Annotated in this window: 15 protein-coding genes; 12 read left to right on the forward strand and 3 right to left on the reverse strand. The window is 39.1% G+C overall.

The window, feature by feature from the left end; all coding sequences use genetic code 11:
• The first annotated feature begins 6 nt into the window (after positions 1–6).
• From HQQ94_RS03770 to kdsB, 7 genes are all read left to right on the forward strand, one after another.
• A complete protein-coding gene (locus HQQ94_RS03770; protein WP_173293163.1) occupies positions 7–1,620 on the forward strand; it encodes a glycosyltransferase in 1,614 nt (537 codons plus the stop codon).
• Positions 1,617–2,879, forward strand: a complete 1,263-nt coding sequence (locus HQQ94_RS03775; protein ID WP_173293164.1) for a hypothetical protein — start codon at positions 1,617–1,619, stop codon at positions 2,877–2,879. The genes HQQ94_RS03770 and HQQ94_RS03775 overlap by 4 nt, the downstream gene beginning before the upstream one ends.
• A gap of 320 nt (positions 2,880–3,199) precedes the next feature.
• Positions 3,200–4,192, forward strand: coding sequence for a DUF563 domain-containing protein (locus HQQ94_RS03780; protein WP_173293165.1), 993 nt, complete (start codon positions 3,200–3,202; stop codon positions 4,190–4,192).
• Positions 4,193–4,642: 450 nt separating this feature from the next.
• Positions 4,643–6,049 (forward strand): mannose-1-phosphate guanylyltransferase/mannose-6-phosphate isomerase, encoded by a 1,407-nt coding sequence (locus HQQ94_RS03785; RefSeq protein ID WP_309247274.1) that lies wholly within the window; start codon positions 4,643–4,645, stop codon positions 6,047–6,049.
• Complete coding sequence (locus HQQ94_RS03790) at positions 6,049–7,446, forward strand: phosphomannomutase CpsG (RefSeq protein ID WP_173293167.1); 1,398 nt, start codon at positions 6,049–6,051, stop codon at positions 7,444–7,446. The genes HQQ94_RS03785 and HQQ94_RS03790 overlap by 1 nt, the downstream gene beginning before the upstream one ends.
• A complete protein-coding gene (gene kdsA / locus HQQ94_RS03795) occupies positions 7,440–8,261 on the forward strand; it encodes a 3-deoxy-8-phosphooctulonate synthase (protein WP_173293168.1) in 822 nt (273 codons plus the stop codon). Before HQQ94_RS03790 ends, kdsA begins: the two co-directional genes overlap by 7 nt.
• A 192-nt stretch (positions 8,262–8,453) precedes the next feature.
• Positions 8,454–9,251 carry a 3-deoxy-manno-octulosonate cytidylyltransferase gene (kdsB, locus tag HQQ94_RS03800; RefSeq protein ID WP_173293169.1) on the forward strand — a complete coding sequence of 266 codons (798 nt, stop codon included), beginning with the start codon at positions 8,454–8,456 and terminating at the stop codon, positions 9,249–9,251.
• Here the strand turns inward: kdsB and HQQ94_RS03805 are convergent, their stop codons facing one another.
• Entirely contained in the window at positions 9,252–9,683 is a 432-nt protein-coding gene (locus HQQ94_RS03805) for an HIT domain-containing protein (RefSeq protein ID WP_173293170.1), read from the reverse strand.
• A gap of 318 nt (positions 9,684–10,001) precedes the next feature.
• Here HQQ94_RS03805 and HQQ94_RS03810 point away from each other — a divergent pair, with 318 nt between their 5' ends.
• From HQQ94_RS03810 to HQQ94_RS03820, 3 genes are all read left to right on the forward strand, one after another.
• Positions 10,002–12,155: a capsular polysaccharide biosynthesis protein gene (locus HQQ94_RS03810; RefSeq protein WP_173293171.1), complete on the forward strand. Its 2,154-nt coding sequence runs from the start codon at positions 10,002–10,004 to the stop codon at positions 12,153–12,155.
• 48 nt (positions 12,156–12,203) lie between these two features.
• Positions 12,204–13,403, forward strand: a complete 1,200-nt coding sequence (locus tag HQQ94_RS03815) for a capsule biosynthesis protein (protein WP_254303995.1) — start codon at positions 12,204–12,206, stop codon at positions 13,401–13,403.
• A 310-nt stretch (positions 13,404–13,713) separates the two neighbouring features.
• Positions 13,714–14,250 (forward strand): acyloxyacyl hydrolase, encoded by a 537-nt coding sequence (locus tag HQQ94_RS03820; RefSeq protein WP_173293173.1) that lies wholly within the window; start codon positions 13,714–13,716, stop codon positions 14,248–14,250.
• A 71-nt stretch (positions 14,251–14,321) separates the two neighbouring features.
• Here the strand turns inward: HQQ94_RS03820 and HQQ94_RS03825 are convergent, their stop codons facing one another.
• A complete protein-coding gene (locus HQQ94_RS03825; RefSeq protein ID WP_173293174.1) occupies positions 14,322–16,154 on the reverse strand; it encodes a DEAD/DEAH box helicase in 1,833 nt (610 codons plus the stop codon).
• 502 nt (positions 16,155–16,656) lie between these two features.
• A complete protein-coding gene (uvrA, locus tag HQQ94_RS03830; protein ID WP_173293175.1) occupies positions 16,657–19,497 on the reverse strand; it encodes an excinuclease ABC subunit UvrA in 2,841 nt (946 codons plus the stop codon).
• A gap of 211 nt (positions 19,498–19,708) precedes the next feature.
• On the opposite strand from uvrA, the gene HQQ94_RS03835 reads away from it, so the two are divergent.
• Together HQQ94_RS03835 and HQQ94_RS03840 are read left to right on the forward strand one after the other, a co-directional pair.
• Complete coding sequence (locus HQQ94_RS03835; protein ID WP_173293176.1) at positions 19,709–21,076, forward strand: MFS transporter; 1,368 nt, start codon at positions 19,709–19,711, stop codon at positions 21,074–21,076.
• A gap of 76 nt (positions 21,077–21,152) precedes the next feature.
• Positions 21,153–21,896 carry a single-stranded DNA-binding protein gene (locus HQQ94_RS03840; RefSeq protein WP_173293177.1) on the forward strand — a complete coding sequence of 248 codons (744 nt, stop codon included), beginning with the start codon at positions 21,153–21,155 and terminating at the stop codon, positions 21,894–21,896.
• The last annotated feature ends 70 nt before the right edge of the window (positions 21,897–21,966 follow it).

The raw sequence follows: 21,966 nt of genomic DNA on the forward strand, positions 1-21,966 counted from the left end.
CTAGTGATGTTAAATAATAATATGAAAAGTAATTTGTTAGTTGTTCTCAATGAACAGCAATTAGAATACCAAAAAAAAATAATTAAAAAACTAACCTCAATATTCCCATTAAATTCATTTGTGGTTATTTGTAAGAAAGGTAATATTTTCGATGTTGAAAACATCAGAACATTAACATATGCGAGTAATATATCAGAAATAAATTTAAATATAGTCGAGGATACAACATATACAGGTGTAGTTATTGTTGGTAGTTCAAAAGAGGATGCAGTTTTATGGCTTCCAATTTTAAGAGACGCAATCAATAAAAATGTAGAGTTTGTTTCTGTATTAAATTCTGATTTTGAACTAATACCATATCGTTTAATGGAGCGTGGTTTATCAAAAGTTATCTCTGTGTTTCCTGGGCCTATGGTTCCATTGAATATGGGATCCCATCAACGTGCTTTTAATCTGCTATTACATTTAAATCAGAGTGGCATTAGGACTGATGCCTTAATTACTGCAGGTAAACCAGAGCATGCTGAAAGAGCCAAAGGTTTATTGGAAACTATTTGCCCAAGAGTTTACACTTATAAAAATAATAAAAGAAAACTTAGTCGTTATTTAATAATTCGTAGATGGTTAGAAAAAAAATCTCGTAACATTTTAGGCTATAAAAAACCAGTAGCTGAACTTTTTGAAGATAGGCTTGACAATAAAGCTACTTATTCTGCACAGGTCACTTTGGCGAGAGTGTTAACTGAGAATGATTACCAATATGTTATTGTAAATTATGCTTGGATGAATAATGTGAAAGCTCTAGTGCCAGAGAGTGTTAAGAATAAAATTATTTGGATTTGTGATACACACGATGTGCAATTTCAAAGAAATAAAACTCAGAATGAAAGTGATCTTAGATTATTTTATAGCACAAAAAGAGAAAATAAATTGGAGTGTAAAGTATTAAATGAATATGATCACGTTCTAGCAATATCAAAACCAGATAAAGAGTGCCTTAGTAAGGTACTTAATAAGGCCAAAGTCAGTTTAGTTGTAAGCGGGTTTGATTATGCCTTTATTCCAGCAAAAAATAAGGTTGGGAATAAACCTTTTAATTTTGGCTTTATTGGCGGGAAAATGGAAGCGAATGTTCGTTCTGTAGAACATATTCTTAACTTTTGGTGGCCTGAAATAAAGAAGTTAAGCCCTGATAGCAAGTTTTATATCGCAGGTTCTATATGTAATGTAGATAGAATTAAAAATTTGGTTTTTTTTGATTCTAGTATTGTTTGTTTAGGTTTTGTAGACTCATTAAGGGCATACTATTCAAAATTTGATATATCATTAAATCCTGTATTCGTACAGGGTGGATTAAATTTTAAGTCGGTAGAGGCATTGTCTTCAGGAAAAATACTATTTACAAATACTATGGGTATTCAATGTTTACAAGATAAAAAAGTTGCATTTGTAATTGATAATACTGAACAATTACTTTCAAAACTCATGAGTCTAGAATCTAACAAACAATTCCAATTGTCTTCATTCAGAAATGGACAAAAACGTGCGCTTGAAATATTTTCTGATCATAATGCATATTCAAAACTAAAGGATATAATATTAATGGGTGAGCACAAATGATTGGTAGAGTTAATATTATTATACAATCAGGTGACCACTTAGAGAATAAAAAGCGTATATTACCTGTAGCATTGCAATTAAAAAGTCAGGGCTATAATCCAATTGTTCTAGTATATAAAAGTAAAGAAGAAACATTCTTTTTACATCATGGCATAGATAGTGTTTCTCTTGAAAATTATAGGCATAAAAATAGAATAAAACTATTTATCCAGCGAAATGTAGTTAAAAAAAATCCTGACATATTATCTTATAATGGGGTTAGTTTTAATGATGTATTTTCGGTTGAATTGCAAAGAGGTAGGAGGTTAAATGATCATGCTAAAAAATCTATTATTTATCATATACAAATTCTTAGTTTTATTATTGAAGATATAGATCCCATTACTATTTTTATCTGGAATGGTTATACTGGTTTTTGTGCAAATACATTAAGAAATATATGTCAGTTAAAGACCATTAAATCATTTTATATGGAGCGTTCCCTTCTAAAAAGTGGTGTTTTTTTTGATAGTGAAGGAGTAAATGGTTTTAGCTCACTTTGTAATGAGGTAACTAAAAGTGAACTTGTACAGTATAATGGTAGTGAGCAAAAACATATCAAAATAAAAGGGAAATTAAATTTAACTAAAAATTATTTTTCTTCAAAATGGAATAAAATACTATTCCTACCTCTTCAGGTACAGTCTGATACAAATATTATTTTATTTAGCCACAATGTAAAAACAATGAGGGAGTTAGTTCTTACTATTCTTAACTCAATACCTAACGATACCTTACTTGTAATACGACATCACCCTGAAGAAGTAGAACAACAGCTAAATCTTCCCTTGGCTAATAATATTTTATATTCAAATGATGAAAGTTTAAACTATTGGATATCAGTAAGTGATTTAGTGGTAACGATTAATTCAACCGTAGGATTTGAGGCGCTAATATCAGGCAGACCAGTTTTAACTTTTGGTAAAAGTATATATTCAGGTAAAGGTTTATGTAAAGAAGTCAATGAATTAGATCAGTTGAAAGGTGTTTTGGCAGATGAAGAAACGTATAGAGCTCCAAATATTGAAATAATTAAAAACTACGCTAATATCTTGGTGGGGAAACATACTTGCATTTCAGGAGAGTTAAATTCTGAGCTAATATATAATTTTCCTGTTGTAAAAAATGAAAGTGTTATTTTTTACAATTCTTATAAAGTAAATCCAACTAAAGTAAAAATAAAAGCACAAGATATTTATAAAAAGTTAGGTGGTTTTTAAAAAAGGTATGTTTATAAATTTGGGTGTGAACTTAAATTATACTGATAAATTAAACTTAGATTATAGAAATTATGAGGTTACTATTGATCGTGATTACTTAATGTCAGAGTTTAAGTCTGTTTTAAATAAAAAAAACAAATTTAAATATAGAGTTGATAAAAGACAAGAAAAGTATAGAAAGTAAGGTTGGTGTATTAATCGCTAGTCGTGATAAAAAAAATATAGTTAATAACAATGATGTTATTATATTAGATAAATACCTTTGTATACATCCGAGTTATTTTAATTTTTTATGTTAAATGTTTGAGTAAGGAGGCATTTTGAAACAAGTTGAATTAAAAGAATATATTGAAATAAATGATAATATATGTTTTTATCCAAGTACAGTTGATTATGTTAGGCGTAATTTAAATGATAGTCATCATGTAAATTTAAATGATCCCGATTTAAAAGTTGTTGAACTTAATGATGTATATGTGACTCCTGATGGCTTTGTTTTTAACGATCAATATTTCATTTCTGATTTGGGCTATCAAGATGTTGTTAATAAAAACTTTAAGCTAGCACAATCAGAAATTACAGTTGACACGCACTTAACCATTCAGCAATCGAATTTGTTAGGCGGACACAAAAATTATTATCATTGGTTAATAAATTGGATGCCCCGGCTGTTTTTATTAGAAATGTGTGGTTTTTGTCAAGGAAATTTACTTGTCAATGGAACACTTGCAAATTTTCAAAAAAAAACTTTTGAATATTTAGTTATTCATTCTAATTACAATCTAATTAGAATGAATAAAGTAGTGTTTGTTAAAAATCTTCGTGTGCCAGTGTTCTTTATGAATCCATTACATTCACCTTTTGCAATTTCACAGTTAAGAAATAGGGCTAGACTTGATATGGAGATTTCTTTACCTAGAAAAATATTTGTTTCAAGAAAAGATGCTTTTGGTAGAAAAATCATTAATGAGGATGTTTTTTTTGGTGCATTAAAAGAATATAGCTATGAGTTGGTTAAATTAGAATCGTTAACTTTCCAACAGCAAATACAAATATTTTCCAATGCTACACACATTGTTTCGCCACATGGAGCAGGACTTGTAAATATGGCTTTTTCAAGAAATTTGAAATCTGTTATTGAAATATTCAATACAGCTTGGAGTCCGGTGTATTGGAGTCTTGCTAGGATTGTTGGAGTAACAAAATATAGCTCGTATAATGCAATAGCAGTTGATAATGGTTTAAAACCTCAACTTCATGATTTAAAGATTGACGTTGGTAACTTTATGTTGAATTTTGTAAATGAACTGTAATTATCATTCTTAATAAATAACTATTCACATTATTAGTTAGGTTTATTAAGAGTATCTGACGGATTATTCTTATAAACATTTATTTAATTATCAAAGCTGTTTTTCAGGCTGGTCACTTTGCCTTTCCCTAGGGTGACACCATAGAAATATTTAATGTTAATGATTTGCTATCTATTTTTTTAATAATAGTTGATTCAGGAAGTCATTAGTTTGTGATCTCTAATGCGTTAAGTCATAATTTAAAACCTGCTTATTTCCATATTTTTTTAGTTATAGAAAATGATAATAAAATTTTATCATTTTATTTGTTCCAAGATGTTTTGTACGCTATTAACTTCATCAGGTTACAAATATATTTATGATGATTTGTCAGGCAAAGGACACCTGTGTTTTAAGAAATAATAATTGAATATATTTCGATTTTAAATGATTAGGTATTAATAAATGAAAATTATCCCCGTTATTATGGCCGGAGGCAGTGGCACACGCCTTTGGCCGATGAGCAGGAAAGCTTACCCAAAACAGTTCTTACAACTGGTTGGCGAAAAAACGTTAATCCAACAGACTTGTGAACGCGCATCTGCAATATCGAAAGAAGCACCGATCATAATTTGCAATGAAGATCATCGGTTTCTATGTGCAGAGCAACTTCGTCAAATAGGTATTGAATCTGCAAAAATTTTGCTTGAGCCAATAGGTAAAAATACTGCACCTGCAATTGCTTTAGCTGCGGAATATATTCAGCAACAGTTCGATGATGCAGTGATGGTCGTGATGTCTGCCGACCACTACATTGATGATACTGCTTACTTTGCGGATACGGTTCGTTATGTCTGCGAACATGCATATAATGGTCACATTATCACCTTTGGCGTAACCCCAACCCAGCCAGAAACTGGCTATGGTTACATCAAAAAAGGCGCAGCGAGTCATAATGGAATTTACAACATAGCCGAGTTTGTTGAAAAGCCGAATAAAGAAACGGCTATCCGATATATGCAAAGCCAGGATTACCTGTGGAACAGCGGCATGTTCACCATGAAAGCTTCTAGTTACTTGGCTGAGTTGGTAAAATTTGAACCCCAAATGTACGATGCTTGTCATAAAGCCGTCAAACAAGCTAAAGAGGACTTAGAATTTATCCGACCGGATAAAACTGCCTTTGCAATCTGCCCAGAAAACTCTATCGATTACGCAGTGATGGAAAATACGGATAAGGGGTTAGTTATTGAATTTCAGAGTAGTTGGAGTGATATAGGATCTTGGTCTAGCATTTGGGAGTTAGCCGACAAAGATGTAAGTGGTAACCACTGCCAGGGCGAAACGATATTGGTCAATGCGCATAACAACTATGTGCATAGCCTAGAAAAACACATTGCCATTCTCGGGCTAGATAACCTGATTGTCATTGATACTAAAGATGCTTTGTTGATTGCAAACAAAGATCAGGTGCAAAACATCAAACAAGTGGTTGAGCAGTTAAAAGCTGGCTCACCTCAGCTGACTGAAAACCATCGTCAAGTATATCGGCCATGGGGTCACTATGACTCCATCGGCAGTGGCGAGCGATATCAAGTGAAAAAAATAACCGTATCATCTGGAGAAAAACTGTCAGTGCAAATGCACTACCACAGAGCCGAACATTGGATTGTGGTCAAAGGTACGGCCAATGTTACCGTTGGCGAGAAAGAAACCCTAGTCACTGAAAATCAGTCGGTTTATATCCCTATAGGTGAAATTCACAGCCTTGAAAACAAGGGTAAAATACCTCTCGAGTTAATAGAGGTACAATCAGGCACTTATTTGGGTGAAGACGACATCGTTCGCTTTACTGATATTTACGGAAGGGTGAGTTGATGAATAGCCAAGCTACTGCCAGTCCATTAACTTGCTTCAAAGCCTACGACATACGTGGTCAGCTAGGAACGCAAATCAACGAAGATATCGCCTACCGAATAGGCCGTGCATTTGCCATTCATTTAAAGGCTAAGACTGTCGTTGTTGGTGGAGATGCAAGAGAGACAAGCGAGCCGCTTAAAATGGCGCTAGCCCAAGGCCTACAAGATGAAGGCTGTGATGTTGTCGACATTGGCATGGTTGGCACTGAGGAGATCTACTTTGCTACCAGTTACCTGAAAGTTGATGGCGGAATCATTGTCACCGCGTCCCATAATCCTATTGACTATAACGGCATGAAGCTGGTACGAGAAAATAGTAAACCCATCTCAGGTGACACAGGCTTATTTGATATTCAATACTTAGCAGAATCGCAGCCTTGGCTAGAAAGCGAAAGTGCGATAAAACGAGATCAAGAAAAAGGTACTTATACTCTAGTAAGCAATCTAGAACCCTATGCCGATCACTTACTTACTTATGTCAAAGCAGACAATTTCAAGCCATTAAAATTAGTGGTGAACTCGGGTAACGGTGCAGCTGGACATGTTATCGACGAGCTCGAGCAGGGATTAAAACAGCTCAAAGTACCGATCACTTTTATCAAGGTACACCATCAACCAGATCATACATTCCCTAACGGCATACCAAATCCGTTACTACCAGAGAATAGGGAAGATACTCGTAGAGCAGTACTCGAGCACAAGGCGGATATGGGTATCGCCTGGGATGGTGATTTTGACCGCTGCTTCCTGTTTGATGAAAACGGCGAGTTTATTGAAGGCTACTACATCGTAGGGTTGTTAGCTGAGGCGTTTCTTAAAAAGAATCCTGGTGAGAAGGTAATCTACGATCCTAGGGTTTACTGGAATACTGTCGATATCATTGAATCTAATGGCGGCGTTCCAATCATGTCCAAAACAGGGCATGCATTCATTAAAGAACGTATGCGACAAGAAGATGCTGTCTACGGCGGCGAGATGAGTGCCCACCACTACTTCAGAGACTTCAACTATTGCGATAGCGGCATGATCCCTTGGTTGTTAGTGGCTGAATTAGTGTGTACAAAACAGCAAGCACTCTCTCAAATGGTTAAAAATCGTATAAGTAAGTATCCTAGTTCTGGTGAGATTAATTTTAAAGTGTCTTCGGTAGTAGATATGCTAGCAAAGATTAAGAATCATACATGGGAAAACCTTCTTGAAATCAGAGAAATAGATGGGATTGATATGATCTTCAAGGATTGGAGATTTAACTTGAGAGGTTCAAATACAGAACCATTTATTAGGTTAAATATTGAATCTAAACAGAATGATATAAACGAAAAAATTAATAAATTAAATAAGTTGGTTTTATGTTGAAAATGAATTTTGATAATCAAAAACCATTCACTCTCTTCGGCGGCATCAACGTCTTAGAATCTCGAGATTTTGCGATGCGAGTTTGTGAGGAATACGTTAGAGTTACTGAGAAGCTAGGCATTCCTTATGTATTTAAAGCCTCATTTGATAAAGCAAATCGCTCGTCGATAAACTCCTATCGTGGTCCAGGTATGGAAGAGGGGCTTAAGATATTTCAAGAGATCAAAACTACCTTTGGTGTGCCGATTATTACCGATGTGCATGAATGTCACCAAGCGGCTCCTGTTGCTGAGGTTGTGGACATTATTCAGTTGCCTGCTTTTTTAGCCCGTCAAACAGATTTAGTCGTGGCTATGGCTAAAACTGGCGCAATCATCAATGTTAAAAAACCACAATTTTTAGCGGCACATGAGATGCGTCATATCATTACTAAGTTCAAAGAAGCTGACAATGAAAAGATTTTGTTGTGTGAACGTGGCTCTTGCTTCGGTTACAACAATCTCGTAGTAGATATGTTGGGTATGAATGAAATGAAAAGTATGGCACCAGTGATTTTTGATGCGACTCATGCTTTACAAAAACCTGGCGGACGTGAAGATTCAGCTGGCGGACGTCGAGCTCAAGCTTTTGAACTGGCGCGTTCAGGTATGGCCTTAGGACTTGCTGGTTTGTTTTTAGAATCTCATCCTGATCCTGATAATGCCTTATGCGATGGTCCTTGTGCACTGCCGTTAGATAAATTAGAACCGTATTTAGTTCAAATGAAAGCGGTTGATGACTTAGTTAAGTCGTTTGTTAAAATTGATATATTTTAAATAAAAATAATACTATGTTAATGGCATTTAATTAATAACTAATAATTTTTCCTTTACCAGAACTTATATCCAGTACTAAGACTTCATAAATATCGTTTGGATTGGCTTACATACTTGTAAACGTATTTTTAGATTATATGAAATGTGGATATTTTGCTTTTACTTCATAAATAAATTTTACAAGGATTTAAAATGAAATATAAAATTGTTATTCCAGCAAGGTTTTCATCTACGCGTTTACCTGGTAAGTCGTTGATCGATATCCTTGGTCATCCTATGATTTGGCATACTTACCAACGCGCACTCGAAACGGGTATTAATGCTAATGACATTGTGATTGCAACTGATCATCAAGAGACGATGGATATTGCTAAAGCTTTTGGTGCTCAGGTTGTGATGACCCGAACTGATCATGAATCTGGTACATCAAGAATTGCAGAAGTTGCTGAAATATTGAATTGGAGTGGTGATACGATCATTGTCAATTTACAAGGTGATGAGCCACTATTAGATTCTAAATATATTGAATTAGCAGCACAGACACTTGCCGATAATCCACATGCTGGGATAGCGACTTTAGGCAGTAAAATAATGGTGTCAGAAGATTTAAATAATCCTAATTGTGTCAAAGTAGTTTGTGATTATAGTGGCAAAGCTATTTATTTTTCTCGTTCGGCTATCCCTTTTGCTCGTGATGGTTTTGAACTGGCAAGTTTTGAGTGCCCATCTAACCCTTGGTTACGTCACATTGGTATGTATGCTTATCGAGTTGAGACATTGTTTGCTTACCAACAATGGCCGTGTTCAGTACTTGAATCATTAGAGAAGCTGGAGCAGTTAAGGGCTATTTATAATAATGCTCATATTCAGGTGGCATGCGTAGATAAAGCACCTAGCCATGGTGTCGATAATCTGGATGATCTTATTAGAGTAAGAAACATCATGGCTCAGAAACAAGTTAGAAATGAAAAATTTGCTATGGTTAGCTAATTAAATTTGTGTAACAAATCCATTAGTTTCATCTAGGCTGACTTGGATTTGATGTATTAACTTTTGTTGCTCTTTATCATTCCGTTTTAAGCCTGTGGTGTTTCCCCAAATAGGCCCTGGCCAAGCAATATCATCGGTATACCGGGCAACGTGATGAATGTGCAGTTGTGAGACGATATTACCCAGTGAAGCGACATTAATTTTATCAGGGCTAAATACCTCTTCTAATTTTGTGCTGACAGTACTTGACTCTCTGATTAGCTGAACTTGTTGTTTATGAGATAGTTGGTGAACTTCGGTTATATCATTGATCCTCGGAACAAGTATTAGCCAAGGGCCAATGTCCTCTTTACTTAATCTTATCTCACAAAGTGGCATGAAACCCACACTATCACTATCCATGTCAATGCGTTCATGTAGTTTAAAATGCATGATGAAAATCCTATTTTTTTAATTGTTTTTTAACATTTTTACCTCATAAAAATGTAACGCCATAATATCACTTTTCTACGGGCTACAATAATAATGGTTATATATTAAGATACTATTGAATTTGAGCGTGATCGGATGGGGGCTCAGGTGACGATGACATCGAGAAAGTTCGACGCGCTAGAGAGCATCTGCTTATAGCCGAAGCTAACTTCTGAAGCATATTCAAGATGAGTTGATCATCAACCATGAGTAAGTAAGGGTTGAGATTGTTCTTCTGCTCTTGAGGCTCTCACAGTACACAAGATTAAGAGTTATTTTATGGTTTCAGCAGTAACACATCAAGTTTGGACTGCTTCAAATGGCATTGCATCGGATTTTCATTTAGCACGTTTTTTTGCGGCTGAGCTGAAGAAAATCAATCTGAAACCACAGGTGTTCCATAACGATCTGGTGGTGGGCTGGGGTAATAAAGCCAATACTCAAAAAGCTAAGCTGTTTGCAGAACAGCATGACTTACTCTACATACGGCTCGAAGATGGCTTTATTGGTTACTTATGGCATTCACAGGATAAGCCTCAGCGTTTGTCGCTGATTAAAGATAAGACTGGTATTTATTATGATGCACGTAGCAGTAGTGATTTAGAGCAATTGTGTGTCACTGCTAGGGCTCGAACTACTGATGGCAGTAAAGGCTGGTTTACCCAGGCGCTTGAGCTGCGTGCTCAAAACCTCATAACCGAGCTAACACAAAGTGGGATCTCTAAATATAATCATCAACGCTGTGCATTACCCGATTGGCTTGAGGCGCAAGCGAATGGTTCGGTGATCTTAGTGGTTGATCAGACTGCAGGCGACATTTCCGTTGAGCAAGGCTTAGGCTCGAAAGAGAGCTTTGCTACCATGATTGAAGATGCATTAACGGCCCATCCTGATCAGATGATAGTGGTAAAAACTCATCCTGATGTGATTAAAGGGAAAAAACAGGGTTTTTTGAATATAGAGGCTTGCTCACACCCGAACGTTTACCTGCTCAGTGACGATTGTGCTATTCGTGAATTAATGGCTAAGGTTGAGCAGATATACACAGTGACCTCACAACTTGGTTTTGAAGGCTTGTTGTACGGTGTGCCAGTGCATTGTTATGGCATGCCATTTTATGCGGGTTGGGGTTTAACATTAGATAGACAAACGTGTGCAAGACGCAGTGTTAAGGTGTCGTTACCTCAGTTAGTCGCGGCGGCATTGATCCAATATCCCGACTATATGGACCCGCAAACCGGTGAAATATGCCAAGTTGAAGTGATTATAGAGTGGTTAGCTTTACAGTTAGCGCAGCAATCACACAGTGTTGATATCTGTTATGCATTTGGTTTCTCGTTGTGGAAGCGGGCTTTTATTAAACCCTTTATTGGCCGCATGGCAAGGCAGGTGGTGTTTGTTCAGCGTCAAGATAAGTTAGCTCGTTTGATTCATGGCGATGCTAATGTGGCGGTATTATTGTGGGGCAAAAGCCAAGCTGTTTGGGCCCAAACTTTAAGGCAGAGCTGCCCTGTTTGGTTTATGGAGGATGGTTTTATTCGTTCAGTAGGCTTAGGTGCAGATTTACGTCGCCCTTCTTGCTTAGTTATCGATAAAAAAGGCATGTATTATTCCCCTGATGCGCCGTCTGACATTGTTGATATTCTCAATACCGTGCAGTTAACGCCTAAGCAGGTAGCGCGGACCGAGTTATTAACCGCAATGGTGGTTGAGCGAGCACTGAGTAAATACAATGTGGGGCAGAAATTAGCAGCAAGTTCGGTGTTAGATAAAATAGCGCAATATCGGCACTGCACTGGTGATGTTGAAGGTGGCTTATGTGAGGTGATTTTAGTACCGGGTCAGTTTGAACAAGATCAGTCCATCGTCAGCAGTCGAGGTAAGATAAAGTCTAACCTCCAGTTATTACGGCAGGTGAGGTTAACGCATCCGCAAGCCTTTATCATGTTCAAAGAACATCCCGATCTCTATTCAGGGGTAAGACCAGGAGCATTAGGTGAAAACGCGGCTTTGGAATATGCTGATGTTTATCTCAGCGACGTCGACATTGTGACTGTGTTGAATGTGTGCGATAGAGTATGCACTATGACTTCATTAACGGGGTTTGAAGCCTTGTTACGCCACAAAAAAGTCACCACTTATGGCTCGCCATTTTATGCCGGCTGGGGACTCACAACCGATGATTTGAGTTTTCCTGAGAGGCGTAACCGGTTGGATTTAAACCAACTTATCTATGCAACGTTAGTGAGTTATCCAAGCTATGTTGATTGGGGAACAGGGGTGTTAACTTCAGTGGAGCGAGTGATAGCGGTATTGACTCAAGAGCGGACTCAGTATGAACAGCAGGGAGTGGCAGGCCAGCAGTTAAGCAGCTCTTGGTTGGCAAGGTTTAGCCGAAAGGTTAAGTATTTTTATGAAGCGTATCGTTTGTAAGAGCACTATTTTTCATTATGTTTGATGTATAAGGATGTAGTAGGCTTTATGAGCAATATTTTATTTTTACAGGGACCCCTTGGCCCTTTTTTTAAAAAGTTAGCTCACCATTGTGCTTCTTTGGGGCATTATAGTCATAAGATTAACTTTAACGGTGGGGATAGATATTATGGCGGGGCAGATAATCAACTCAACTATTTGGGCTCTCCTGAGCACTGGCACCAATTTTTAACTCAATTTTGCATCGAAAATAGTATTGACTCGGTGGTGGTTTATGGTGATTGCCGTTTTTATCATAAAGTGGCTAAACAGGTTAGCGTTGAACTTAACGTTGATTTTTGGGCATTTGAAGAAGGTTATCTACGTGCGGGGTTTGTGACCCTAGAGCAAGGAGGTTGCAATGCCAATTCTCCCTTGTTTAATAATATGGATAATTTGCAAAGCATTGAGGCTAAAGAAACCAATAGTTCGCACCCGGTATCGTCGACGTTCGGTCGTCGCGCTCGATATGCAACTTGTTATTATATTTGGCGTTCAGTACGCCAAATACATTTCTTTCACTATCGACATCATAGGCCGTGGGGTGTCATCGAAGAAGCGTATTACTGGGTGAAGAGTTTTGGGCAAAAATGGCACGCTAGATTGCTCGATCCCGCCAGATATAAGGCGTTCATTGAGAAGTATGATCAGCAATTTTTTTTGTTGCCATTGCAGGTAGAAGTTGATTTTCAACTCAGGGATCATTCTCATTTTAACTCGGTTGAACAAGTGATCGATGAAGTGTTGCGTTCATTTGCTGACAATGCGGCTCAAGAACAGGGCTTGTTGATTAAACATCACCCCCAAAATCGTGGCTTTGAGCACTATGGTGTATTTATTGATAAATTAGTTGATGAGTTATCTTTGCAAGGGCGGGTGTTATATGGGCATGATTTTAACTTGCCCGATGTCTATCACCACGCGAAAGGTGTTGTGACAGTCAACAGCACCGTTGGCATTTCGGCTCTGTTGCACAAGCTACCAACGATTGTATTAGGCAAAGCACTTTACAATATTGCTGGGTTAACTTATCAAGGGGGCTTAGCCCAATTTTGGCAGAGTATAATGAATGTTGATGGCAACTTATTTGCTCAATTTAGGACCCACCTTTGTGACAAGACACAAGTTGAGGGTGACTTTTATAAAGATTCTGAATCGTTAATAGTATCTGCTTGCCAAAAAATAAACCATGGATCAGCTCAGCCATGAGCTCAATTGAATTAACCTCATGTTTCAACCATTCCCTTTTATCAGCATGCTAGTATCCCTTCTTTGATATCCCTTTTCTTGCCTATCCTTTTCATTAATTTGAATTTGGGGTAGGCAGCGCCGCTTAATATTTCTACTTCTATTGTAATTAGCAACCTTCATTGCAAATTGTCGCTTTGTCGATCCTTGGCCTATGATTACCATTGATGCTCAAGCTTATAATGTATTCGTATTCAAAATAGAGATTAATAAATTAATTTTTATCTATCTTTTCAAAAGGATGATAGCGCTATTATACAAAGGAGAGTACATGGATAAATTTATCATTCATACGCTGTTATTAATTTTTTCTTTGTTTGTTATTACAGATTTACATGCCGATACTACTGATAATGCTTTTCGATGTTCAGCATCGAAACCGACATCAGAACAAAATATCAATGTTAATATACTTGATTGCAGTTACCTTCATCAGTTTACCTTAGAGACCTTTAATCATTCACTTTTTATCTATCCTATTGCCAATATAGGTCAGATAATTACTGATGATGATAGGGGAAATTTTTTAGGAGGAGGATTAGGTTTCGGATATTATTTTACTGATCATATTAATTTTTTTGTAGAGGGCGGGACTCAGTGGCACGATGACTATCAGTTCGGGGAGAAGGGTGTAGCTTACAAAGATTATGGTGGGCCATGGCAATTTTTTGGAAAAATAGGATCAAGTTATCAAATTTCTTCCAAATGGCAATTTGGTTATGCTTATGTGCATATGTCTAATGGTAATCGTTACAGTGTTAATCCTTCATTTAATGGTCATAGTTTGTTTGCGAGCTATCAATTTTAGTGATTAAATCAACGTGATAAAATAAAAAAGGAGCCATAGGCTCCTTTTTTATTTATCGTGTTAAGAGGTCATTAGCTCTCTTTTGGCGCTGAACCTTTACGGTGTGGTTTTCTTTCTGCATTAGCAGAAGGTCTGTCACCTGATGGTTTACGTGGACGACGTGGTGATGATGGACGTTTATCTCCACCGCCTGTTGGGAGTTCTGCACCTTCAGCGTCACGTATGTTGAGTGGCTTACCACAAACACGGACTTTTTGCAGATGACCCAGTACGTCTTTTGGCATTCCATCAGGAAGATCAATGGTAGTCATATTATCAAATAACTGGATTTGACCAATATAACGGCTATCAATATTCGCTTCGTTTGCAATTGCACCGACGATATTACCAACACCAACACCATGATCACGACCGACATCGATGATGTAACGGTTCATCTTAACGTCTGGATTGTCTTTTAATGCATCAGCTTTACCCAAATTACTTGGGTTTGGACGTGGATCGCGACGTGGGCGATCTCTTGAACCACTGTCGTTACGATCTCGTGTGTTACGATCATCGCGACTATCACGCTGGCGTTCGTTAATGGTCGGTAACTGTAGAGGGCGATCTTTTTGAACTTGCTGCAATAATGCTGCTGCAAGAATATCAGTATCCACTTCTAGTTGCTGACAAAGTTGAGCGACAGCACCTTTCATGAAATCTAACGAGTCTTTGCTGATGATCTCTGATACTTGCTCACCTAAGCGAGAAAGACGACGTTCAGTCACAGTTTCAGGGCTAGGGACATCCATTGGTGAGATGCGGCTTTTCGTTGCTCGTTCAATAGTGCGCAACATGCGCATTTCTCTATGAGTCACGAATAAAATCGCCATACCTGTACGACCAGCACGACCTGTACGGCCAATACGATGAACATAAGCTTCAGTATCATATGGAATATCGTAGTTAACTACGTGTCCAATACGCTCTACGTCTAAACCTCGAGCGGCAACATCAGTTGCGATAATAATGTCTAATTTACCACGTTTAAGCTGGTCAACAGCACGTTCACGAGCTTGTTGATTCATATCACCGTGCAGTGGTGATGACGCATAGCCGCGCGCTTCTAATTTTTCTGCCAGTTCAACACAACTATTACGAGTACGCACAAAAATAATGATACCTTCGGTTTTCTCGACTTCAAGAACACGGACTAAGGCTTCAAGTTTATTGTGTTGTGAAACTTGAACAAAACGTTGTTCAATGGTTTCAACCGTTGTCGTTGTTGTGGCAATCTTAACGTGAACAGGGTCAGTTAAGTATTTGTTAGCGACACGCTTAATTTGCTCAGGCATAGTTGCTGAGAAAAGAGCAAGTTGACGCTCTTTAGGGGTGTGCTCTAGGATCCATTCGATATCATCGATGAAGCCCATTTTTAGCATTTCATCAGCTTCGTCAAGCACCATGGCTTTAAGGGTATCTAGCTTAAGCGTACCACGACGCATATGGTCCATAACACGGCCAGGAGTACCGACAATGATCTGAGGTCCACGTCTTAGGGAGTTAAGCTGTTGCTGCATACTTTGACCACCGTATATTGGTAGTACATGCATACCTTTCATAAATTTAGCGTAGCTCGCAAATGCTTCAGCAACTTGAACTGCAAGTTCACGTGTTGGTGCGAGTACCAAAATTTGTGGAGAATTGGTATTGGTGTCAATTTTATTTAATAGCGGTAAAGCAAAGGCACCTGTTTTACCGGTACCTGTTTGTGCTTGCCCTAGTATGTCCTTATTGGCCATAAGAGGGTCGATACTTGCAGCCTGAATAGGCGTAGGCTTTTCATAGCCTAGTTCGTCAAGAGCACGCAACAAAGGCTCGGAAAGACCGAGTTCGCGGAAAGTTTTTTCTTCGGATGACATGGGTTGTAGCCTTGTGGAATAACAAAGTGCAGACAATGCACTTATATTTATAGACAGAAAATCAACCCCGTGTCGACTTCCCGCAACAAAAATTACTAATAGCAGATAATTATAGCAGGGTGCAATTGGTATTACCAATCAAATATAATGCCTAAATAGATTTATTAAGCAGCTTAATTTAAAATTTTAGTATAATTAGTATGTTGCATTATAAAATTGTAATTTATTATTCTGATTTATTGAATAATCCATCCTTGTAAGTTGTTTATTATTCCCCCTTGCTACTTAAATTGGTCTACAGTGGCTAAAAATGGGATTTTTCGATACCACTCATCGCTTTATATGTTGCTGATGGGCTGTGTTAAAATCGAGTCCAGGGGACTTACTTAGACCGAGGTTAGCTTAAAATACCTGTTAGTCGTTTTGAGTCAGGATATTAGTGAGCTATTTTAATAAATAGCTCACGTATTGATCTATAAAATACAGCTCTTTGCCCTAATATTTAGTGAATATTGATTAATGGTTTAAGGAAGCGCGCAGTATGGGACTCTGCATGTTCTGCCACTTGCTCTGGGGTGCCAGTCACCAGTATTGTCCCCCCACCATCGCCTCCTTCGGGTCCTAAATCAATAATCCAGTCGGCGGTTTTGATGACGTCTATGTTATGTTCGATAACCACAATGGTGTTACCGTGAGTTTTTAATCTATGCAGCACGTCTAGTAAGAGTTGAATATCAGCGAAATGTAAACCTGTAGTGGGTTCATCGAGAATATACAAGGTTTTACCTGTATCTCGTTTAGATAACTCTTTGGCTAATTTTACTCGCTGAGCTTCACCGCCTGACAGTGTGGTCGCACTTTGACCTAAGTTGATGTAAGAGAGGCCGACTTCAATCAAAGTTTGCAACTTTCTGGCAATAGCAGGTACGGCATCGAAGAAAGGTCTGGCTTCTTCAACTGTCATATCTAATACTTCGTGGATGCTTTTTCCTTTATATTTCACTTCTAAGGTTTCACGGTTGTAGCGCTTACTCTTACAGTCGTCACAAGGCACATAAACATCGGGTAGAAAATGCATCTCTACTTTAATCAGACCGTCGCCTTGGCAAGCTTCACAGCGTCCACCTTTTACGTTAAAGGAGAAACGGCCAGGCTTATAACCGCGTGTTCTAGACTCCTGCGTTGCGGCAAACAGTTCTCTTATTGGGGTAAAAATTCCGGTATAAGTTGCTGGATTAGATCGTGGAGTCCGGCCTATTGGGCTTTGATCAATATCAACCACTTTGTCACAATGATCCATTCCTTTAATTTCACGGTAAGGGGCTGGCTCATCAACGGTTGCACCGTTTAACATGCGGTGGGCTATCTTGTAAAAGGTATCGTTGATCAGGGTGGACTTACCTGAGCCTGATACACCAGTCACACAGGTAAATAAACCAACAGGGATCTGCAGATCTACTTCCTTTAGGTTGTTACCACTGGCACCAAAAAGTTCAATCAGTTTATTTGGATCATAATTAACACGATCTTGAGTGACATGAATTTGTTTTTTACCTGAGAGGTATTGGCCGGTTATGGATGCCTCACAATTGAGAATGTCCGCTAATGTGCCGTCACAGATCACTTCGCCGCCATGCACACCTGCACCTGGACCAATATCAATAATATGGTCGGCCATTTTAATCGCATCTTCATCGTGTTCAACGACGATCACAGTGTTACCAATATCACGCAGGTGAATAAGGGTTTGAAGTAAACGCTCATTATCTCTTTGATGGAGACCGATGGAAGGCTCATCAAGCACATACATGACCCCGACTAAACCAGCCCCTATTTGACTTGCGAGCCGGATCCGCTGAGCTTCACCACCTGAAAGTGTGTCAGCAGAACGAGACAGGCTTAAATAATTAAGACCGACATTGACTAAAAAGCCTAAGCGATCGACCACTTCTTTAAGGATTTTCTCAGCGATTTGAGCTTTTTGCCCTGAGAGCTTAAGTGTAGAGAAGTATTCCATGGTTTCACCAATAGACCATTGGGTTAATATTGGCATATTAAGGTCATTAATGAACACGTTACGCGCTTCTTCTCGTAGTCGTGAGCCATTACAGCTTTGACAAGACTGGGTACTAATAAATTTGGCCAGCTCTTCACGGACAGCATTTGATTCTGTTTCGCGGTAACGCCTCTCCATGTTATTAAGGATCCCTTCAAAGGGATGGTTGCGTACCACCACATCGCCACGGTCATTAATGTATTTAAAAGCAATGCTTTGGGTGCCTGATCCATAAAGGATCCGTTTTTTTATTTCTGCGGAGAGTTGAATTAAGGGCTTTTCAACATCAAATTTATAATGTTCGGCTAGAGAGCTCAGCATCTGGAAGTAATAGAAATTACGTCGATCCCAGCCACGAATAGCGCCTCCTGCCAAGGATAGTTCATCATTGACTATCACACGTTCTGGATCGAAATATTGTTGTATTCCTAATCCATCACAAGTGCCACAAGCGCCAGCGGGGTTATTGAATGAGAAGATCCTTGGTTCAAGTTCCGCCATCGAATAACCACATTGTGGGCAAGCAAAATTCTCTGAGAACAGCAGTTCCTCGTCTGTATTTTTACTATCGTTGTCCATATTAGCAACGGTGGCTACTCCGCCAGACAATTCAAGCGCGGTTTCAAACGATTCGGCTAAACGTTGTTTAATATCATCACGTACTTTAAATCGGTCAACCACGACTTCGATTGTGTGTTTTACGTGGAGTTCAAGCTCTGGAGGATCGGTGAGATCACAGACTTCACCATCAACTCGGGCTCTAATGAAGCCCTGAGCTGATAAACTCGCGAGTAATTTTACATGCTCGCCTTTACGGTTATTGATCACTGGGGCAAGTAACATCTGGCGACTGCCTTCGGGGAGTTCCAGCACTTTGTCGACCATTTGGCTAACGGTCTGTGCGGCTAAAGGTTGGCCGTGTGTTGGGCAACGTGGCTCACCGACACGGGCAAATAGTAGTCGAAGATAATCGTAGATTTCGGTAATGGTTCCGACGGTGGACCTAGGATTATGTGATGTGGATTTTTGTTCAATAGAAATGGCAGGACTTAAGCCTTCAATATGATCGACATCTGGCTTTTCCATTAAACTTAAAAATTGACGAGCATAGGTTGAAAGCGATTCAACATAGCGCCTCTGTCCCTCGGCATAAAGGGTATCGAATGCCAGAGATGATTTACCTGATCCTGATAATCCTGTGATCACAATTAACTCATTTCTAGGAATTGTCAGGTTGATGTTTTTTAGATTGTGGGTGCGGGCACCACGAACTTCAATCTTGTCCATCTGTCTCTCTATGCCGAATAAAAAAGAGATCGATTATCGCACAAAAATTGGATCAGGTCTTAATAAAAGTAACTCATCTTTAACCTATCTTAAGCCATTAATTTTCAGTTCAAACTATTTTAGGCGACTATTTTGATTTTCCTTTTGAGCTAATTAATGGCTTCGTGGTACCATACATGACTTATTTATATACTCACTATCAGGGCGGAACATGGCCAATAACGGACTCTCAAGAATTGAGACAAAAGTCGCGTTTTCTTTAGCCAGTGTATTTGGTTTACGTATGATGGGCTTATTCATGATCATGCCCGTTTTCGCATTATATGGGCAACATCTGGAAGGTTTCTCACCTTTGTGGGTGGGGATCGCGATTGGTGCATACGGTCTGACACAGGCTGTTTTACAGATCCCAATGGGAATATTATCGGATAAGTTTGGTCGTAAACCGATTATTTTAATTGGTTTATTTATGTTTGCGATCGGTAGTCTTATTGCTGCTAATTCAGATACCATTTATGGGGTGGTTGCAGGTCGGGCCATACAGGGAATGGGAGCGATTGCTGCTGCAGTATTGGCACTGGCAGCGGATCTGACGCGTGATGAGCAGAGAACGAAAGTGATGGCTATCATCGGCATGTGTATTGGTTTTTCTTTTGCACTCTCATTGCTTGTCGGCCCCATTGTGGCTCAGTATGTTGGTTTATCTGGCTTGTTTGCTATGACTGCTGGTTTAGCCGTTGTAGGCATGTTGATTGTGCAGGTGTTGGTGCCAAACCCGATATCTCAAGCGCCGAAAGGCGACACTTTAGCTACCCCCGCTAAGTTAAAAGCCATGATCACCGATCCGCAATTGTTTCGCTTAGACGCTGGGATTTTTATTTTACATTTGGTACTAACGGCTGTATTTGTTGCGTTACCGCTCGATCTCGTTGATGCGGGGTTAGTGAAAGAAAAACATTGGATGCTCTATTTTCCAGCTTTCATCGGAGCATTCTTCTTGATGGTGCCGCTGATTATTATCGGAGTGAAAAAGAAGAATACGAAGGCGACTTTTCAAGTGTCACTGCTTATTATGATGTTGGCATTAGCTTCCATGGCGCTCTTTGCCAATAACTTAGTGGTGTTGAGCATTGCCGTGGTGCTATTTTTTACTGGTTTTAATTATCTGGAAGCCTCATTACCCAGTTTGATTGCCAAATTTTGTCCTGTGGGTGATAAGGGATCTGCAATGGGCGTTTATTCGACCAGTCAGTTTCTTGGTGCATTTTGTGGTGGTATATTAGGCGGTGGTGCTTATCAGCTTGTGGGGGCTGCTGGGGTATTTTCGGTCGCTTTAGTTTTGATGACTATCTGGTTATTACTCACCTTAGGCATGAAAAATCCAGTGCTACTTAAAAGCTATACCCTTGAAGCTAAAGTAGAAGGTAAAGATCAGGCGAAGACCATGGCCACGAAATTATCTCAACTGACCGGTGTCGCTGAGGCGATAGTGGTGTTAGAAGAGAAGGTGGCTTATTTAAAAGTAGATGAGCATTTCGATTTAAGAGAAGCGCGAGCTGTGTTAGGCTCTGTCAGTTAGCCTTTATTTCGTGTCTTTTGGCAGGGAATTGGCGTAAAATTTATCGTAATTTTTTAGTATATCTCAGGAGATTTCAATGGCCAGTCGTGGTGTCAATAAGGTAATTTTGGTCGGTAATTTGGGTAAAGACCCGGAAGTTCGTTATATGCCAAATGGCAATGCCGTTGCCAATTTTACAGTGGCGACGAGTGAGTCTTGGAAAGACCAACAAGGTCAACCACAAGAACGTACTGAATGGCATAATATTGTGATGTATCGTCGCCTAGCAGAGGTTGCTGGTGAGTACCTTAAGAAAGGTTCTAAGGTCTATATTGAAGGTAAATTACAAACCAGCAAGTGGCAAGATCAGTCTACCGGTCAAGATAGGTATAAGACTGAGATTAATGCTAATGAGATGCAGATGCTCGATAGTCGTGGTCAAGGTGGCGCTCAGCAGCAAGGTGATTATGGTCAGCAGCAAAATCAGCCTCAGCAATATAATGCACCTCAGGAACACGCTCCACAGCAAGGTGGTTACGCACCTAAGCCTCAGCAACAAGCGTCGCAGCAAGGTGGTTATGCACCTAAGCCTCAGCAACAAGCGCCACAGCAAAGTGGTTACGCACCTAAGCCTCAACAACAAGCGCCACAGCAAAGTGGTTACGCACCTAAGCCTCAACAACAGGCTCCACAACAAGCGGCTTATCAACCACCAGTACAAGCAGCTGCTGCTTATACACCTCAACCACAGACTGCACCACAACAGCGCGCAGCACCTCAACCACAGCAAAATTTTACCCCAGATCTTGATGATGGGTGGGATGACGATATTCCGTTCTAGTTTTGAGGAAGTGAAGACACACATTGCAACATATTGTTGATATAAAAAAGGCCGCATTTATTGCGGCTTT

Origin of the sequence: Shewanella sp. VB17, assembly GCF_013248905.1 — a bacterium.
Taxonomy (GTDB): Bacteria; Pseudomonadota; Gammaproteobacteria; order Enterobacterales; family Shewanellaceae; genus Shewanella.

Excerpts from the sequence above, each read along its gene's own strand:
- HQQ94_RS03770 (WP_173293163.1), top strand. The coding sequence starts at position 7 with ATGTTAAATAATAATATGAAAAGTAATTTGTTAGTTGTTCTCAATGAA.
- HQQ94_RS03775 (WP_173293164.1), top strand. The coding sequence starts at position 1,617 with ATGATTGGTAGAGTTAATATTATTATACAATCAGGTGACCACTTAGAG.
- HQQ94_RS03790 (WP_173293167.1), top strand. The coding sequence starts at position 6,049 with ATGAATAGCCAAGCTACTGCCAGTCCATTAACTTGCTTCAAAGCCTAC.
- kdsA (WP_173293168.1), top strand. The coding sequence starts at position 7,440 with ATGTTGAAAATGAATTTTGATAATCAAAAACCATTCACTCTCTTCGGC.
- kdsB (WP_173293169.1), top strand. The coding sequence starts at position 8,454 with ATGAAATATAAAATTGTTATTCCAGCAAGGTTTTCATCTACGCGTTTA.
- HQQ94_RS03805 (WP_173293170.1), bottom strand. The coding sequence starts at position 9,683 with ATGCATTTTAAACTACATGAACGCATTGACATGGATAGTGATAGTGTG.
- HQQ94_RS03810 (WP_173293171.1), top strand. The coding sequence starts at position 10,002 with ATGGTTTCAGCAGTAACACATCAAGTTTGGACTGCTTCAAATGGCATT.
- HQQ94_RS03815 (WP_254303995.1), top strand. The coding sequence starts at position 12,204 with ATGAGCAATATTTTATTTTTACAGGGACCCCTTGGCCCTTTTTTTAAA.
- HQQ94_RS03820 (WP_173293173.1), top strand. The coding sequence starts at position 13,714 with ATGGATAAATTTATCATTCATACGCTGTTATTAATTTTTTCTTTGTTT.
- HQQ94_RS03825 (WP_173293174.1), bottom strand. The coding sequence starts at position 16,154 with ATGTCATCCGAAGAAAAAACTTTCCGCGAACTCGGTCTTTCCGAGCCT.
- uvrA (WP_173293175.1), bottom strand. The coding sequence starts at position 19,497 with ATGGACAAGATTGAAGTTCGTGGTGCCCGCACCCACAATCTAAAAAAC.
- HQQ94_RS03835 (WP_173293176.1), top strand. The coding sequence starts at position 19,709 with ATGGCCAATAACGGACTCTCAAGAATTGAGACAAAAGTCGCGTTTTCT.
- HQQ94_RS03840 (WP_173293177.1), top strand. The coding sequence starts at position 21,153 with ATGGCCAGTCGTGGTGTCAATAAGGTAATTTTGGTCGGTAATTTGGGT.